The 1,538-nt window shown below is 64.2% G+C and carries 1 pseudogene; it reads right to left on the reverse strand.

Annotation, left to right across the window (positions count from 1 at the left end):
- Positions 1–26: 26 nt before the first annotated feature.
- Positions 27–1,538 (reverse strand): annotated as a pseudogene (locus EN893_RS33370) (methyl-accepting chemotaxis protein); the annotation flags it as partial.

Genomic DNA, 1,538 nt, shown 5'->3' on the forward strand with positions numbered 1-1,538 from the left:
CCCCACAAGGGGGAGGGTGGGCGCCTCTACTGCCGCTTGTATTCCCGCACCGGCGACTTGGTGTCGTCGGTGTAGGTGACCTGCACCGACATCGATTTCACGCTGTCGGCGACCTTGAATAGGGCTGGTAGTCGTAGGGGATGGCGTAAGGGTCCTTCTTGTCGCAGGGCGGCATCTTGATCTCCTTGTCGAGCGCCGCGCCGTTCAGGCTGTAATGCACCTGCTTGATGGCGCAGCGGTAGGACAGCATCTGGGTGAAGTAGACCAGCCCATGATTGCCGCTGGCATCGAAAGCGATCCACGAGGTCCAGAACTGGTCGAGGATCTGCTTGTTGCCTTGCTGGAGCGCGGTCTCCGGGTCGAAGCGGATGTCGAACGGGCCGGTCTCGCGGCCCCTGATGTCGAGATATTTGATGGCGATGATCCCCGCCACGGTGCTGTCGGGCATCTCGAAGCTCGGATTGGCCATCGGCTTGCCGGTCGTCTGGTCGTTCATGGCCAGGAAACCGGTGTCGGTGAACGGGCCGCTGTCGCCCATGCGCCAGGAGATGGCGGTCGCCGGCTCCGGCAGCGAGATGGTCATCGACCAGCCCTGGTTGGAGCGCATCGGCGTCAGCGAAGGCACGAAGCGGGCGGGATCGAGCACGTCGCCGAGTGCCGCCAGCCGGTTGCGGCTGCGGTCCAGCCAGTCGGCCAACTGCGTCTGGTCGACGACATATTTGAGCAGCCCGCCATCCTTTTCGTAGGACACGAACCTGGTCAGCGCCTTGGCCTCGTTGCGCTTGTCGGCCAGCGTCTGGGCGCCGAGCCGGTCTTCGGAAAACTCCTGCGCCAGCAGGAAATAGGCCGGCGCGAAATCTGGATTGGCTGATATGAAGGCGTTGAGCTTGTCGAGCCGCTGGGCGTCGTCGAACTGCTGGATATGCACAAGCTTGATCGACAGCGCCTTGCCCTTGTCGGCAAGCGCGCCGAACACTTCGCGCGCGCCGGCCTTACCGTCCTGCACCCGAAGCAGCGTGGCAAAGCGCGTGTAGGGGTCGATGGCGTCGACATCGAAACCGGCGAAGGCGAGGTAGGAGCGCCGCGCGTTGAGCATGTCGCCGGACAGCTCGTAGACGCGGGCATTGTGGTAGAATTCGTCCGGCCGCTTCGGCTCGGCAATCGCCCCGCCTTGCGCGGCCAAGGCGGCAAAGCCCTTGGCGATGGTGTCGATCGAGGCGGCGATCTGCTGCGTCGTTTCTTGCAGCTTCTCGGTCTGGGCCTGCTGCTGCGCCTGGCCGGCGGCCAGCGTCTCGGTCTGCTTCTTCACCTCGTCGGTGGTCTTCTGCACCTCCGCCGTCTGCTGCGTCTGCTGCTGCTGGGCGTTAGCGATCTCGTCGGCCTTCTTCGCCACCGTGTCGGTCGTCTGCTTGACCGCCTCGACCGTATTTTGCATCTGCGTGACGGTCTGCTCGATCCTGGCCACTTTTTCGGACACGATGCCCATCGACTGCTGCAGCCCGGCAATGGCCGGCACCAGGCTGGCGATCACCCCGTTC

The organism is Mesorhizobium sp. M7A.F.Ca.CA.004.04.2.1, from assembly GCF_004022825.1.
Classification (GTDB): Bacteria; Pseudomonadota; Alphaproteobacteria; order Rhizobiales; family Rhizobiaceae; genus Mesorhizobium.